This window comes from Candidatus Melainabacteria bacterium, assembly GCA_003963305.1.
In the GTDB taxonomy this organism is placed as follows: domain Bacteria; phylum Cyanobacteriota; class Vampirovibrionia; order Obscuribacterales; family Obscuribacteraceae; genus PALSA-1081.
This window is the reverse complement of the sequence record RXJR01000022.1, coordinates 93,836-109,150: the sequence shown is the minus strand read 5'-3', so window position 1 is coordinate 109,150 and position 15,315 is coordinate 93,836. Positions and strand designations below refer to the sequence as shown.

The 15,315-nt window shown below is 48.4% G+C and carries 10 protein-coding genes; 9 read left to right on the top strand and 1 reads right to left on the bottom strand.

Going from position 1 to position 15,315, the window contains the following annotated elements; genetic code table 11:
• The first annotated feature begins 264 nt into the window (after positions 1-264).
• The 6 genes from EKK48_21315 to EKK48_21290 all read left to right on the top strand — a co-directional run bounded on the left by EKK48_21315 (position 265) and on the right by EKK48_21290 (position 8,196).
• A complete protein-coding gene (locus tag EKK48_21315) occupies positions 265-1,347 on the top strand; it encodes a flippase-like domain-containing protein (protein ID RTL38448.1) in 1,083 nt (360 codons plus the stop codon).
• 28 nt (positions 1,348-1,375) lie between these two features.
• Positions 1,376-2,824: an HDIG domain-containing protein gene (locus EKK48_21310; GenBank protein RTL38447.1), complete on the top strand. Its 1,449-nt coding sequence runs from the start codon at positions 1,376-1,378 to the stop codon at positions 2,822-2,824.
• 201 nt (positions 2,825-3,025) lie between these two features.
• Positions 3,026-3,283 carry a hypothetical protein gene (locus EKK48_21305; GenBank protein ID RTL38446.1) on the top strand — a complete coding sequence of 86 codons (258 nt, stop codon included), beginning with the start codon at positions 3,026-3,028 and terminating at the stop codon, positions 3,281-3,283.
• Between the two features lie 99 nt (positions 3,284-3,382).
• A complete protein-coding gene (locus EKK48_21300; protein RTL38445.1) occupies positions 3,383-4,066 on the top strand; it encodes a response regulator transcription factor in 684 nt (227 codons plus the stop codon).
• 94 nt (positions 4,067-4,160) lie between these two features.
• Positions 4,161-5,996: a PAS domain S-box protein gene (locus EKK48_21295; protein ID RTL38444.1), complete on the top strand. Its 1,836-nt coding sequence runs from the start codon at positions 4,161-4,163 to the stop codon at positions 5,994-5,996.
• A complete protein-coding gene (locus EKK48_21290; GenBank protein RTL38443.1) occupies positions 5,887-8,196 on the top strand; it encodes a hypothetical protein in 2,310 nt (769 codons plus the stop codon). Before EKK48_21295 ends, EKK48_21290 begins: the two co-directional genes overlap by 110 nt.
• Positions 8,197-8,235: 39 nt before the next feature.
• On the opposite strand, the gene EKK48_21285 is transcribed toward EKK48_21290, so the two are convergent.
• On the bottom strand, positions 8,236-9,654 hold the full coding sequence (locus EKK48_21285; GenBank protein RTL38442.1) for a DUF4388 domain-containing protein: 1,419 nt from the start codon (positions 9,652-9,654) through the stop codon (positions 8,236-8,238).
• A 304-nt stretch (positions 9,655-9,958) separates the two neighbouring features.
• On the opposite strand from EKK48_21285, the gene EKK48_21280 reads away from it, so the two are divergent.
• The 3 genes from EKK48_21280 to EKK48_21270 all read left to right on the top strand — a co-directional run bounded on the left by EKK48_21280 (position 9,959) and on the right by EKK48_21270 (position 15,293).
• Complete coding sequence (locus EKK48_21280; protein RTL38441.1) at positions 9,959-10,891, top strand: hypothetical protein; 933 nt, start codon at positions 9,959-9,961, stop codon at positions 10,889-10,891.
• Positions 10,892-11,067: 176 nt separating this feature from the next.
• Complete coding sequence (locus tag EKK48_21275) at positions 11,068-13,185, top strand: serine/threonine protein kinase (protein RTL38440.1); 2,118 nt, start codon at positions 11,068-11,070, stop codon at positions 13,183-13,185.
• Positions 13,182-15,293 carry a serine/threonine protein kinase gene (locus tag EKK48_21270; GenBank protein ID RTL38439.1) on the top strand — a complete coding sequence of 704 codons (2,112 nt, stop codon included), beginning with the start codon at positions 13,182-13,184 and terminating at the stop codon, positions 15,291-15,293. The genes EKK48_21275 and EKK48_21270 overlap by 4 nt, the downstream gene beginning before the upstream one ends.
• The last annotated feature ends 22 nt before the right edge of the window (positions 15,294-15,315 follow it).

Below are 15,315 nucleotides of genomic sequence, written 5' to 3'. Positions count from 1 at the left end.
CTTAGATCATTGCGCCGAGTATGCGCACTGGCAGCTCTAACCTGTTACATGAAGACGTCGAGAGCTCGCCAAATATCCCCGGTGATCGACGTCATTCTGACCCTTAATAACTTCAGAATATTTAATTCTACCGTTTTTTTCGAGCCGGCGTCGAGAAATAGGCGGCCGAAAGGGTCTGGACCCCGAAGTTAATTATTTGGGGTTTTAATGAGGCGCTCGGTCCAATAACATGACTACTGATTGTCACTGAGGTCTTCACTGTCGATGGTATCCAATCGAACAAGTTCGGCTCCAGTTCTGGACATTGAGCCGGATTTGGCGGAGCGGCTTGAACAGCAGTACCAGGCGTCTCCTGCGCCGCGTCGTTTTAACATTCCTCATATTTCCAGCCGGACGAAAATGCGGTTGAAGATTGGCGTTAGTGTCGTCATGATCGCAAGCCTCTTTCTGTTCGGCAAAATCGACCTGTCAAAAAGTTTCGAAATCGCCATGCATGCCAATCTATGGTTTCTTGGCGGCGCCGTAATCATGTATTTTTCGAGCACCCTGCTCAACGCATATCGCTGGCAATTGCTGGCTAATGCGGTCGGTCTCCGTAAGCCATTCTTCAAACTGGTGCAGTTCTGCTTTGTCGGGCTGTTCTTCAACTTGTTTCTGCCGTCCACTGTCGGCGGAGATTTCAGCCGCTGTTACTATCTGTCCAAGGGCACAGGGCGTTACGGCGGAGCCGCCTACTCGGTCCTGGCTGACCGCGCTGTCGGGATAGCAGTACTCTTCTTGTTTGCCAGCCTCGGAATACTCCTTGGTCCTGGTGGAAGTCAGATGGCCTGGGCTCTAAAGGCACCAATTTTCCTTGGTACGATTGGAATTTTCGGCGTTTTGCCGTTTATGCCGAAATTGACGCAGAAAATTCTTGGACCCCAGAATTTCATCACCAAAAAGTTCAACGACTCCAGCGCAAAAGTCTATTGGCAAGACAAGAATTTGATCGGAGTTTCGCTCGCACTTTCAGTATTGATGCAGGTTGTAGTCGTAACCGTTCACATATTGATGGGATATGCGTTGGGACTCACGACAATCCCTCTCTGGTACTACTTCGTCTTCTATCCGTCTGTGGCTGTGCTGGGCTTTGTCACACCGAGCTTTAACGGAATTGGCATCAGAGAATGGGCTTACACCTATTTCCTCACAATGGTGGGTATCGACAACTCACACGCACTCACATATGCGATCATGTGGCTTGGTCTGACTACGTTAACGAGCCTCTTTGGTGGCATTGTTTATGTAGCTGGTCATTTGCAAATTTCGAAGGAAGAGGCTGAGAAGCTGCAGTCACAAGCGGCCTGAGAAAGCTCTGACTTCTAAGTGAGTCGGCATGCTGGCAGTACTCCCAAAAGGCACGAATCCATTAGATCACACTGTTAATCAGCGTGTACTAGCGTTGAGTGAAACTTGTGGCGTCAACCTATATATAGTTGGCGGCTACCTTCGCGATGCCCTTTTAGGAAGGTTCAATGCCCATTCGAAGCCGAAAGATATTGATTATGCGGTGGCAGATGGATCGGCTTTTGATTTTGCCAAACGTGTAGCTGATGAATTGCATGGGCATTTTGTTCCGCTTGACGAGTCGAGTGATACTGCTCGCGTAGTCTTGACCGATGAAGCTGTGTCAATGGATTTTGCTGGTTGCGTTGGCGGCTCGATCGAAACTGATGTGCTTCGCCGCGATTTCACGATAAATGCCCTCGTCTGGAATTCACGTGAACCAAATACAGTGACTGACCTCGTGGGTGGTATCGAAGATCTCAAGAGTTTGACGATTCGAGCCATTTCCGAAAACACGTTTGTCGAAGACCCGCTGCGGGTTTTGAGGGCCTATCGATTTGCCGCCAGTCTCGGCGCAAAAATCGAACCAGAGACTTTTGCCTGGGTGAATAAACATGCCAATGGTTTGAAATCAGTTGCGGCAGAACGCATAAATTTGGAATTGTTCACGGCGCTATCGCACTCTGCATCAGAGATTGTAATGAGTATGGGAGCCGCCGGGATTCTCGAGATCATTTTTCCTGAGTTGATCGAAACTCGGAAAGTCACCACTAATTCATTCCATCATCTGGGATTGTTCGAGCACTCGCTGGAAACGATTCCGCAATTAGAGAAGCGATTAAAGCTTGTTCCTGACTGGGTTCTGGCAGGCGCAAGCAAAGAGTTGTCTTATGGTGTGAGCAGGCTCTCTGCCACCAAAGTTGCTTGCATACTTCATGACATCGGCAAGCCGGCCACGTGGGCTATCAACGAAGATGGGCGTCACACCTTCTATGCGCATGATTCGCTTGGTGCAGAGATGTGCGAGGTAGTGGCCGATCGCATGAAATGGTCAAGACCGGTGGAAAGGTTTATCACCAAGCTCGTCAAATGGCATCTGCGTCCTGGTGCGCTTTTCCATCAAGGACCGCCTACTGAAAAAGCGGTGCGGCGCTTTTATCGCTCTGTCGGCGAAGATGTGCCTGAATTGATGCTGCTCGCTTTCGCAGATTTTGGTGCGACATGTGGTCCGGGATTGTTGGAAGAGAATCGGATCGCCCTGGAAAAAAACTGGATTGAACTTTTAGAGAATTATTCCGTATACCTAAATGAGGACCGGCAACGTACGAGACTTATTGACGGAAATCGACTTATGAAACTCTTGTCAATCCCCGCAGGACCAATAATTGGAGAAATTCTCTCCGCTCTCGACGAAGCCCAGGAATTTAAGGAAGTCCGCAATGTGTCAGAAGCTGAGGCTTTCGTCAAAAATCTCTATCGAGAAAAGTATTTCAAATAACGAAATTGCCGCTTGGCAACTAAGTTTGCGGTTAGAAGTGTTTGAAGCGGGCATAAATATCTCAGAGAGATTTGAACTCCACCAGGGCGATTAAAAACGACAACTGGTTTGGTTTTCAAGGGAGCGGTTCCGATAAGGGCTGAATTTCCTATCCGACCGTTCACTAGCTGTGAGCAAACAACTGTATTGAAGGACTAGATTATGAATACTAAGACTGACAAGCTCCGCAACTACACCATTATCGCCCGACTTGATGATGCTATTCCGTTGAACACGGAAGAGTGGGTGACTGTTGAAAGACTGCTCAATCAAGTTAGCGAATTCGTTCCAATGTCTATGCTCAACAATGTCACTGAAGCGATTATTGCTTATGCCGATGACCAGGCACGCCGCGGCTATGTTCTCGGTCAGGAAGATCTCGTTCAAGAGTTGAAGAAAAAGGCTTCTCGAATCGCCTGATCTCAATCGCTCCAGCTAGTTGTCAGTTTTGATTACGCCAGCGCGATGCGCGGGCGTTTTCTTTTGGTACCATATTTGGTGTAACCTGGTGAGTCGGACATGGCTAAGATACTGATTTGCGAAGATGATATATCGCTGAATGCATCAGTGGCCGACGTGCTGCGTTCTGAAAGGCATACTGTCGAGGCCGTCTTTGACGGCGAATCAGCTCTGGAATTGATTGAAACCTACGACTATGACGTGCTTGTCCTGGATGTGATGTTGCCAGGAATGAATGGCAAAGATGTCTGCCGTCAGGCGCGCAGGGCAGGCAAGAAGTGTGCCATTTTAATGCTGACAGGGCAGAGCGATGTCAATCAGAAGATTGATGGGCTTGATGCCGGCGCCGACGACTACCTTGCCAAGCCCTTCGATTGGCGTGAATTGGTTGCTCGCATTCGCGCCCTCTTGAGGCGAAACGCTGAAGGTTTCACAAACAGTCAGGTGCAGGTAGGCAATATTGTTTTGGATTTCGAAGCCAGGAAAGTAATGCAAGACGGCAAAGAAATTCATCTCACTCCAAAAGAATTTTCGTTGCTCGAATTTATGATGCGAAACAAGGGCAGAGTGTTCAACGCCACTACGTTGATTGCGCGTGTCTGGCCGGCTGACGAAGATACTTCGGCAGAAATGATTCGCTCTCACATCAAAAATTTGCGCAAGAAATTGGATCTAGAAGGGCAACCGTCAATTTTTCGGACTGTGCATAAAGTCGGATACGTAGTCGATGATGCAAATAAATAGGTGATTGCGCGACTGCTACCGCCCTGTCAAAATCTTGAATTCTGGATCCTTTGGAGCAGTGGCTGCGCATGACAAGTAATCATGAGGATGACTATTGATCAAGCTCAGTCTCTTCGAAAAGGGTATCGCGTTTGTCTCAATCACTTTGCTCCTCCAGCTGGCGTTTGTTCTGTCTCTTGCTATGCTTTTGCGCCATTCGCACGAGCAAGTACAGCATGAGAGAACGGTTCGCGAAGTAATTTCGCAGTTGAACAAGCTTTCCGGATCGGTAGACAACGCATCGATCGGTCTCACTCAGCAAGTGATGTCACCAGATGCGCCCGACTCCGACGAATTTCAGCGCTCGTATAAGCAATATCTTGAAAAAATTCCTGTACAGATGGCATCTCTCGTCGAACTCACCAGAGGCAGTGCCCACGAGCGTGAGATGAAAGAGCTTTCCGACACTCTCGTGGAAGGGCTGCAGGTGATTGAGCGGTTTCGTAAAGCCGCCATATCGCACACGCCACAGCGAGACTACTATGCAATGGTCTTGAAGGATATTTTGCTCACTAAAACACGTCAGGTGAATGGATTGCTTGAATCATTCGAGCGAGAGCAGCAGTCTGAGGTCAAGGCCGAGAGCCAATCTTATGAAACCGTTCTCTACTTTCTCGGAGCAGGAGTTTTCGCAAACGTTATAATTGCAATTCTTTTGATGTTGGCCTTTACTCGGGGAATCGCTCGGAAAGTGGACAGAGTGCGCGCCAATTCAGTCAGACTGAGCGCCGGAGTCCCACTGCAAGCACCGCTGGAAGATGCGCACGATGAGCTGGGTCAGTTAGACAGATCCTTTCATGAGATGGCAGAGATCTTGTCTGAAACAATAAGACGTGAGCAAGCGTTGATAACAAATGCTGTCGATGTAATTCTCAGTTTAGACAAGACCGGCATCTGTATCGACATAAATCCAGCAGTGACAGCGGTGTTTGGACTTACCCCCGATCTGATCGTCGGCAGAAGATTTCTCGACATCATGAAGGATGAGGAGAAGGAAGCTACCTTGTCTGCGCTTGTTCGTGCAGCAGATCAAGATGAGCCGGTTGAGATCGAAAACACTATGCGTAAGAAGGACGGCGCATTAATCGAATGCGCCTGGTCGGCTCGCTGGTCTGCTGAGGATAGAGCGTTGTTTTGTGTCATTCACGACATCAGTCAACGCAAGCAAGTGGAGCGTCTGAAACGAGATTTTGTAGCCATGGTCAGCCACGATCTGCGTGCACCTTTGAGCTCAATTCAACTGATAATGCAAAATGCCGTTCGGGGTATATACGGGCAGCTGCCAGATACCGCAAGCGAGCGAATAGGCATGGCGACAGAGAGCATCGATCGTCTGATCGGGCTGGTAAATGGTTTGCTGAGTATGGAAAAGCTTGAGTCGGGAGAAATCGACCTCGATTTAATTGGCATAAATGCCGAAGCCATAATCAATCCAGCCGTTCATCTCATGCAGGGATTGGCGTCAAAGAAGCAGATCGAACTGCATATTGCAGAACATTCTAATCCCTACTTCTATGGCGACTCGGAGAGACTGATTCAGGTTATGGTCAATCTAATCTCCAACGCCATTAAGTTCTCACCCGAGAAAGAGCGAATCGACGTCTCGGTCAAGGAAAACGAAACGGCCGTGCGCTTTGCAGTTGCTGATCATGGTCGTGGTGTGCCCCAGGGAATGGAATCCAAAATCTTCGATAGATTTCAGCAAGTGCAGGCCAGCGATGACTCGAAGTTAGGCGGCTCCGGACTGGGTTTGTCGATATGCAAAGCAATCGTAGAACGCCATGGTGGCGCTATTGGTGTCGAGTCAAATGCAGGCAGTGGCAGCATTTTCTGGTTTGAAATACCATCTGCGTCGAGCGATGATTCAGAGATGGATGACGATGCTGGATAACGATACTCGCTATCTCGAAAGATTGGGCACGCAGTGCGGGGATATAAGGCTTGAAAAGGTTCTTCGCCACGATAACGTTCGCTCGATTTACCAGGGACTGAATGCGGATCAGCAATTCTGCGAAGTGCACATTTTTGAGGAGAGCTTCTATCAGGCAGAATCAGTCCACTCATCAATCGCAGCCTACATTGAAGGTCTGCAACAAACAGCGCCAGAGAGCACCCAGCCCGTCATTAGCTACGGTTCTACAAGTTATGACGAACCTTATCTTGTGTTTGCTAGATCATCCGGAGATCAACTCTCTCACATTTTGCAACACCGCAAGATTGTTAGCATCGAAGAGTGTCTGCGTCTGGGAATTTCTGCCTCTCAAACTCTGGATGCTATGCACAAGAAAGGACTCTTTCATGGCTGTCTGACTCCACGATGCATCTGGATCGACGACGATCGAGTTATTCTCAGTGATCTGGGCATCGGTTACATTGCTTCCCTGGGGAATAAGCCCCCTGCAGGAGGAGTCGGAGTTCCACTCTATATGAGTCTGGAGCAGTTGCGGGGCGAAGCTGCATGCGCAGAAAGCGACACTTATGCGCTGGCGCTCATTCTGTATGAGTGCATAACCGGATTGCCTCCTCAGGCAAGTGCTACTGTGAATGAATTGGCTCTGCAAAGGCATGCTAGTCCCTCAAGTCTTGCTGCTGCAACTGACACCAGGCAACCCTCCGAGATTGAAGTCTTCTTTCGCAAGGCGCTGTCCAAAAAGCGGAGTGAACGATACCCTGACGCACAGGAATTGAATGAGGCACTGTTGTCAGTGCAGCGGCGCCGACCTGTAGCCCTAGAGATACCATCTCGTAAAATTCCCCATCGATACAGGATTCTCCGGCATGAATCTGCAGCAAGTCTTTCAGAGATGCAGCGGATTGACACGGTCGCATTAGAGAGGACAATTCTTACCAACAAGAAACGCGATCAGATAGTTCTTACGTCGTTCGCTCTGTGTGCAGCTGCGGCAGTTGCATTGTATGCTATGACACTTGGTTGTTTAGCCAGCATGCAGCAACAAGTTGGGGCGATACGAACCAGCTTGGCTGAACCTTCTTCCGCCGGCACTGCAGCTGGTGCTAACAATTTTGCCATCAATCCTCCGGTTTTAAGTAAGGGCGAGCTGACGGGAAGTACAAAACTCGACTCAGTGATGAAGTTCTGCACGGGTTACGGTTTGCGGGCGGACGGGTGTATCGGTAACTTCCGCAAGATTTCTACATTGAGTAAATTAGAGTTTCTGTCGGTTTCAAATACCAACATAACTGACAGTGACATAATCGCCTTATCGGATCTGCCGCTTAAGTCAGTTGATATAAGAAACTGTCCCAGACTGACCCGTAAGGCTTTCCTGGCGTTACAAAAGATTCCGACTTTGCGTTTTCTGCATGCCGAATCACTCGAACTTTCACCCGACGATTTAAGAGAACTGAATCATGATTTGGTCGGTTTGACTCTGAAGTCTTGTCATCTTGATGATCGCTGCGTTCAACTGATTTCAAATGTCAAAAGTCTTGCCAGACTCGAATTGCAGGACAATCAGATTACTGCAGCGTCACTGAAGTATTTGAAAATGCTGCCGAATCTGTATTATGTGGACCTTCAAAATAATGCCGGGATACGGAAAAAAGATGTTGATGAACTAGCAACCGCCTTGCCGAACACGGTGGTTCGGTTTCATCATTCCAGGGACGAGCGTGAGCTTGATCTCTCAGGTTCTTCTTCCAACAATTCTACGTTTAGAGGCTTTGGTAAATTGCAGTTGCGATATGTCGGCATCAACAACTGTCGTGTACCGATCGGCGTTTTGAAAGAGCTGCAAGAAATGCCACATCTAGTCGTTCTCGATGCTTCAGGATCAAGTTTGCGCGATGACGATCTCGCTTATCTAAATCCGAAACTGCGGAGTTTGGATTTAGCAAGCTGTCACATTTCCGATAAGGGCGTAGAGCATCTGTCGCGTCTGAAGAATTTAGTGTTCATCAACTTCAATGATTGTGGTCTGACGCCGAAATCATTTGAGGTTCTGCGTGGGCTAAAGAATTTGCGCCTGGTCGACTTTCGCGACTGCTCTAATATCAGCACGGAGCAAGCAAAAGCTTTTGAAGACAGTCTGCCAGATACTGTGGTCAATTTGAACAGAATCAGGCGGTAGAGATGTGTCTCCTGGCGAAGCTTTAAGATCTCGAGATGCTTATTGGCGAAGCTGTTGTGCCTGTGTTCGCAAAAGTCTGTTGCTCGTAGCATGGAACATGGAAACCTGAGCAGCTTTCACAAGCCCGTTGATCTCACTTGTGTCACCTGGAACTGAAGCGAGTCCAAAATGGAGCGCGACTCCGCTATCCTTTAGCGTTGGATTGACTTCCAAAAGGTCTTTGCTGATTCGGTCGACCAGTAAACAAGCCTGATTGCTTTCGATATTAGGCAGCAGCAAAGCATAGGCTCGGGTGCCGAAGTGTCCGAACACATCTACATCTCGTTTGATGCGACTGACAGTCGTAGTGACCAGTTGTGATATCGCCGGTGGTACCGCTGGTTCTCTGCAAGTTATCGTGTAAAGAACCAGAGTCAAACTAGTCTTGAAGCGGCAAGCTCTGGCAAATTCTTTGGCCAGGAAAAATTGCAGGGCTTCGAATGTATAGATGCCGTCGTCAGGCGAACTGAGCAAGCCCAGAACGCGGTTATAGTCTGTCTGGTCAAGGGTGACGATGTGATTGGCGATTCCAGACTGTGCCATGGTGGCTGGAGTCATGGTTACTTCTGAAGCGAGCGGTGGTGCCTGTACTGGCGGGGTATGCACCGTTGCCTTCGTCTGCCACAGACTGGACAATGCTCCTCCAGCAGCAGCTTGTGCTACCGGTTGGGGCGGCGAATCGGCGGTTGGTAGTTTTAGAGCTTCGAATTCGGCCGTTGGTTTAGGCTCAGTCACCCGCTTATCCGCAATCGTCGCGATGCTTCTTCCGTCTGGTGTAAACAAGATTCCCAGTTGCAAGAGGTTCGCCGCTATCGAAGTCCAGCGGCTCGGCTGCAAACTGAGCTTTTCGGCTGTGTCTTTGATGTTGCGCGTGCCGTAGATGTTCGAATAAAACTCCATCTGGATGTTGGTGTCTATGGGCTGCCCATCCTTAAGGCGCTTCTCAATATCTTCGGTGCTAACTCGCGTCGGCGGTCGCATTAAAAACGAAAGCTCGTTGATTGCGTGCTGCTCCAGGAAGACCTGGCTTTCGGCGTAAGCCTCACCGCGTTGTATTAATTCCTCGACCGACTCATGTACTGAAACGTGTTCAGGGTGCTTGCCCGTCTCGAATTGGATTCTGCCGTCTTTCCAGATAAATAGGTCGAGAATAGCCTCTGAACCGACGCAGAAAGGCGACTGGGCGTGCAGTGGTCGTCCTAAGCCAAACTGAATGTTCACCGGACAGGCCGCAAGACCAAGTTGGAGCCTGCCGGTTACTTCATAATGCTGGGCAGCCATGAGAAGCCATTGAATAGGCTTTTCACTTAGATCCCCTGACAGCGCCATCATCGCTTCAGAAATCATGGGCGCGGTTTCGGTTGGAGCAGGTTGGACTGGCGGTGGCATTCCAGGCGCTGTAAAGGATCTGCGCCGCATCCGATCTCCCAGTGATTCCTTTCTGTTGTCAGAGAAGGTCAATTTTGCTGCTCCGTGTGATCTCTGGTAAGTGGTTCAAAAGTAAACCTGCCGCAACGCAAGCCTGCTCACGTTTCGCCGGGAATACCTCCACGCTGCCTGCTAGAAAGTAAGCGAGCGCCCATACCTATTCTAGACGCTTGTCGGATTTGTAGGACATTCCTGTGTTAAATATTTGGGCTTCGACGGCGCCCCAGGGAAAGTCAGTAGGGGATCTCCCCATTATCAGCCGATTTACAACTTTCCACGAACTGACTTCATCTCTATGATGGGCTTTACAGGCTATTTCGAGGGCATGGTCATGTTTCGTCGACCAAAGTTCAACATAGATGATGTTGCCGTAGCAGCCCCTTGTCCAATCAGTTGGGAAGGCATGGAAAGCATCGAAGGTGATGAAAGAATCAGGCACTGCACGCTTTGCAGGCTTAATGTCTACAACCTTTCCGACATGACCAGAAAGGAAGTAAAAGAGCTTTTTCAAAACAGCGATGAGCAACTGTGCATTCGACTTTATCGCAGGCAAGATGGAACCATCATTACCAGAGATTGCCCGGTTGGTAGGCGCCTTGTCGATGCTTGCAAGCGCAAAATGCGAGCAACAGCTGCGGCTTTGTTGGCTTTCTTACACATTATTCCAGCGAAGGCTAGCGATTTATCTTATAAGGAGTCAACAGAATCGAGCGCTCCGTCCGAATCGGAGGAAAGGCGACCTAGTGCTGGCGGTGCTTGGTTTAAACCGAACGTCTGGCCAAAACAAGTCATTCCAGACCAGAGCACATCAGCAAGAAAAGCCGCGTCCAAGCCAATCCCGAAATCCAATCTTGCCAATGCAATTACACCCACAGCCTTTGTCGACAATCTGGAGACTCATAAGCCATCGGATAGTCAGCTGAAACAATCAAATCGTGAGGCTCTAGATGCGTTTATTGAGGCTCAGCGGGCTGAAGCGACAGGGTTTAACATCCGCGCGGCGGAGCGTTACCAGTTTGCCATCTATCAATTTACCAGCAACCCTGATTTGCATGATCTGGGCTTCAAGCGTCAAGTAGCCCGGGCGTATGCAGCTTTTCTGCGCAAACAAAAGAATCCGGAGATGGCGGCCGCTATTTGGGAGGAATTTGGCCCAGCAATACCTCCAAAACCCAATCGAGTCGAAGCCTCGGAGTCGGTCGAAAGAATTAGGAACCAAAAGCTCTAAGCTCCCGTCATCTTTTGCGAAGAGCATAAGCGATTTAATCTCTCAACCAGATGTAACCTGAAATATGGATTCGAATGCTCTTAAACTTTTGACTAGAGGTCTGAGAGATGGGCGCCGACAGGCGCCTTTTCTCATTGGCGTGGAATAAAGTACAGACAACAGCTCAGTTCGAGTAGATGTCAGAACAAGATCCCACAACACGCACGCTGACCCAGGGCGAAGTAAAAGAGCTGTCGCCGGGCACCTTGATCGCCAGAAAGTACAAAGTACTTTCGATTCTTGGCAGTGGTGGCATGGGCATTGTTTATCTTGTCGAACAAATCGACTTGAAGAAGAAGTTTGCCTTGAAGCTGCTGGACGTTAGCAGACAAACCGACGTTGCAGTTCGGCGATTTCAGCTAGAGGCGAAAATGGCTGCTACACTGCGACATCCCAATCTCGTTGAAGTTCATGATTTCGGAATTAATGACGACGGTCAGCCCTTTCTTGTGATGGACTACGTAACCGGTGTGCCGCTCGATCAAATCATTAAAGAGAAGCGGGTTTTGCCGGTCGACTACGTAGTTGCGCTTGCAATACAAGTAGGCTTTGGTCTTATGTATGCGCACGAACAGGGTATCGTCCATCGCGATATCAAACCCAGCAACATAATTGTACTGAATCCTAACAAGTTACCGGGTGAAGGTACTGTCAAGATCGTCGATTTTGGCATCGCAAAACTTATGCAGTCCGAAGGTGGCGAGATTCAAGCACTGACGAGGACTGGGGAGATATTCGGTAGTCCGCTTTACATGAGCCCGGAGCAGTGTCGCGGTACGGTCGTCGACCAACGAACTGACATTTACTCTCTTGGTTGTGTCGTTTATGAGTGTCTTACAGGGCTGCCGCCATTCGTCGGTGACACCGCCATGTCGACGATGGTAAAGCGACTTACAGATCGTGCAGCCTCACTGAAAGATGGCTCGCTGGGGTTGGACTTTCCACCGGCGCTTGAACTCATTGTCCAGAAGATGCTTTCCGTTGAACCAGATGAACGATTTCGAGACTTTGGTTCGGTGATTCAGAGTCTCATGCGCATCGGTGACCCAGATGCCGTTTTGCCGCGCCAAGTAAAGGGACGCAAACCGAAAATCGCCTATACAAAACAGATTTTACTTGTGCTAGTGACGGCCTTCATTTGTTGCACGGGCACATATTTTTTCGACAAGCAGTTCGTTGTACCTGCATTGTTAGCAGATGTGGAAAAGCCACTATCAATCAAAAGTGATGCAAATCTGTTGCCGGGTGAAATGCCTCATTTTGAAACCCGACTGCAGCATCCCTGGCGGCAAGTAGTTGATACTGAGCATGGTGCGGAAGAGTTCTTGCATTTTCCTGCCGCGTCAGGATTGATTAGTATCGGTAGTGCCGCCGAGCGTCCTGCTAAAGGAGTTTTTCGTATTCCACAAGGAACTTTAGTCTCGTTTAAATTGAACGAAGAAGCTGCGACGGACCCCAGTTTTTTGGAGAATTTGTCTGAAGTTAAGTTTGGTCAGCTGGGTTTTGGTTCTGCACAGGTCGGTATCGACAACCAGACACTGAAAATGTTTACACCAATCAAGCACATTGAACATCTTTGTATTGCCGGTGCCCCGATTAGCAACCTCGAACCGATTTATGATGCACCCTATCTAAGTCGACTCGATGTCACAGATACACACGTACCGCTGTCTGAGTTATTACGCGTCAAACGTTTCCGAGAACTTTTGCTGTTCAACTTTGGTCCGGTCAAAGAGCCCAAGAAAACGCTTGCGGCATTGGCAGAAAACTCCAGACTCAATTTCTTGAAATATACTGGTCCAGAGATAAATGAGCAGAAGACCAACGCAAGAGGTTTAAATCTCAGTGACGTCGAATTGCTCATCAAAATTCCTCATTTATCCAGTCTGGCTGTGCTCCACTCGCCTGAATTCAATGACGATTGTCTTGCGAAGCTCCTTAATTCGAAAAAGATGGATGCGCTTGAATTGAAGGAGTGCAGTATAAGTCCCCGCTCGATACCCCTTCTTAAAAGGCAAAAATTAGTCAACTTGACGCTCACCACGGTCGGATGGTCGAAGACCGATGTTGCTAAACTGCATCAATTACCCTTTGCGGTTGATATAAGAGAACCGAGATTGCAGGAGCAAGACGCAAAACAGCGTCAGAAGTTCTCCGACACGCAAGCCTTATTTTTTGATTCCTCAGAGTCGCTGTCACATGATCAATCCAAGCGGTCAGGAAAATCCGATCACGAAGAGCCGTCAGTTAAATGAATCATGATCGAAACAAGCAGCCACCAAAATCTGATGGTAATACCGTCGACATTAAGTTGTCGCCTGGCACCATTATTGCCACGAATTACAAGGTGCTCGCATGCATCGGTAGTGGTGGCATGAGCGATGTCTATCAGGTAGAGCAAATTTTTCTGGGCAAAGAGTTTGCATTAAAGCTTCTTGCCAAACAACATCACACAGATTCCGCGGTGCGGCGCTTCCAGCAGGAGGCACGTACAACCGCCCAACTGAAGCACCCGAGCCTGATAGAGGTGCACGATTTCGGCATTCATGGAGACGATCAGCCATTTTTAGTAATGGATCTTGTAGAAGGATACACGTTAGCACAGCTGCTAAAAAAATCCGGCAGCCTGTCGTTAAACTATGTAATCCCTCTGGCACTTCAACTTTGTGAAGGGCTTCATTATGCGCATTTGCAGGGAGTAGTGCATCGCGATATCAAACCCAGCAACATCATGATTTTAAATCCGAACCAGTTGCCTGGGAAGGGAACCGTCAAGATTTTGGATTTTGGAATAGCAAAGTTATCGCAGTCTGATCAAGGCGAAATTCAGGAATTGACCAAAACTGGTGAAATCTTCGGAAGCCCAATTTATATGAGCCCTGAGCAGTGTCAGGGTACGCCTGTTGATCTGAGAACGGATATTTACTCCCTTGGCTGTGTACTATTCGAGTGTCTGACCGGCACGCCGCCATTTATTGGTGAGAACGCCATGACTACAATGCTCATGCGCATTACCGATAAGCCTCCGACGTTGAAGGAAGCGTCACTGGGCAGTGAGTTTCCATCAGCACTGGAAGCGGTAATTGTCAAAATGCTGGAAGTAAATGTTCAGGATCGATACCAGGGACTCGATCGATTGATTACTGATTTGAAGAAGATTAAAGAGAACCTGTCTGTAAAAAATGAGACAGCCGTTGCTCGCAGTCCCGCGCGAGAGCCAGGAAAGAACCGTCGTGAATTAGTGATGGACCTTTCAATTGTGGTAATTACAGCAGTTTTGAGCTGTCTGGCGATGAGCTTTATAGACCGTAAAGTTATTTTCGCCGCTGAATTTTCCGCCGATCAGGCATTCAGAGATGAACGCAAAAGGGAGTCCGAGCTGGCTGACAAAAAATCTGCTCAGAAAGTTTTCGTCGACTATAAGGCGGTGCTTCATTACCCGACCAGGGAGTTCGTTGGTAATGGCGCACACAAAAGAGAGGTGCTTCACTTCCCGAGCAAATGCGGGCGCATTTCGCTCGGTTCTACAACACAAAAACCTGAGATTGCACTGGGTGATTTCTATCCTGATGGCAAACTTGTAAATCTGTATTTGGATGAGGAAGATTCGGCAGACCCTAACATATTGAAAAATCTTGTCGATGTTAATTTCGGATTGCTTGTGTATGCCGGAGTCTATCGGGTTTCGGACGATACCCTCAAGATGTTGTCCAATGTAAAACATGTGAAAAAGCTTGATATTGCGGGTAGTGACATAACTACTCTCGAGCCGATTGTGAACCTGCCGCTGGAAGCTCTGGACATCGATGAAACTCGGCTACCTGCCGCCGAGATTTTAAAATACAAGCATCTGCAATCACTGAATGAGCTCTCCTTTGGCCCCGTCGACGACCCCACTTCAGTCTTGAAAATGCTAGGACGAGACTCGCTTGCCTTTCTCTCGTACATGGGCGGAATGCAAACTGAAAACGAATCGAAAGTTTGGCGGGAACTGAGTGTAAACGATGTGAAGCAAATCGCCTCCATGCCTAACATCAGGACACTTTGTTTTCACAATTGCAAGGAGTTTACAGATAACTATCTGACAGAGCTTCTTGCAATGAAAAATCTTCATGGCCTGATCATCAAAGATTGCAGTATCACCGCAAAATCACTTCCCGCATTAAGAAGGATGCATCTACAATTTTTGAGAATTACCGCTAGAGGTTGGTCAGAAGCTGAATTGAGCGAGCTTAAAAAAATTCCGATAAAACAAATAGACGTAGATGAATCGAACGAAGCCAAGGTCACAGTCAGTCGCACGCGCAACGCAGACCTCCTGAAAGGCTTCAACTTCAATGACCCTGCTTTGAAAAAGGAATAACCAATGAATGTACAAGCTAAAA

What these genes read in the sequence shown, in the direction of transcription:
- EKK48_21315 (RTL38448.1), top strand. Translation starts at nt 265, where the DNA reads ATGGTATCCAATCGAACAAGTTCGGCTCCAGTTCTGGACATTGAGCCG.
- EKK48_21310 (RTL38447.1), top strand. Translation starts at nt 1,376, where the DNA reads ATGCTGGCAGTACTCCCAAAAGGCACGAATCCATTAGATCACACTGTT.
- EKK48_21305 (RTL38446.1), top strand. Translation starts at nt 3,026, where the DNA reads ATGAATACTAAGACTGACAAGCTCCGCAACTACACCATTATCGCCCGA.
- EKK48_21300 (RTL38445.1), top strand. Translation starts at nt 3,383, where the DNA reads ATGGCTAAGATACTGATTTGCGAAGATGATATATCGCTGAATGCATCA.
- EKK48_21290 (RTL38443.1), top strand. Translation starts at nt 5,887, where the DNA reads ATGGTGGCGCTATTGGTGTCGAGTCAAATGCAGGCAGTGGCAGCATTT.
- EKK48_21285 (RTL38442.1), bottom strand. Translation starts at nt 9,654, where the DNA reads ATGCGGCGCAGATCCTTTACAGCGCCTGGAATGCCACCGCCAGTCCAA.
- EKK48_21280 (RTL38441.1), top strand. Translation starts at nt 9,959, where the DNA reads ATGATGGGCTTTACAGGCTATTTCGAGGGCATGGTCATGTTTCGTCGA.
- EKK48_21275 (RTL38440.1), top strand. Translation starts at nt 11,068, where the DNA reads ATGTCAGAACAAGATCCCACAACACGCACGCTGACCCAGGGCGAAGTA.
- EKK48_21270 (RTL38439.1), top strand. Translation starts at nt 13,182, where the DNA reads ATGAATCATGATCGAAACAAGCAGCCACCAAAATCTGATGGTAATACC.